Raw genomic sequence first — 208 nt, 5'->3', positions numbered from 1 at the left:
ACTGCCCGCCTGAGACTGTCCGCAAGCTCGTTACGCTTCTCGTTAGAATTCCAATAAAACAAGGTTGGTATCCCACCAGCGGCTCCGTGAATACTGGCGTACTCACTTCTCTGCCTCCCAACTATCCTGTACATCTCTTACCGGAATCCAATCTCAGGTTACAGTAAAGCTCCATGGGGTCTTTCTGTCCAGTCGCGGGTAACCTGCA

1 rRNA gene is annotated in these 208 nt (G+C 51.4%); it reads right to left on the bottom strand.

From position 1 onward, the window contains the following. A 23S ribosomal RNA gene (locus ACFCTO_RS12335) occupies positions 1-208 on the bottom strand; the annotation flags it as partial.

The organism is Megasphaera indica, assembly GCF_046614755.1.
GTDB classification, from domain to species: Bacteria; Bacillota; Negativicutes; order Veillonellales; family Megasphaeraceae; genus Megasphaera; species Megasphaera intestinihominis.
This window is presented reverse-complemented; position numbering and strand designations above follow the sequence as displayed.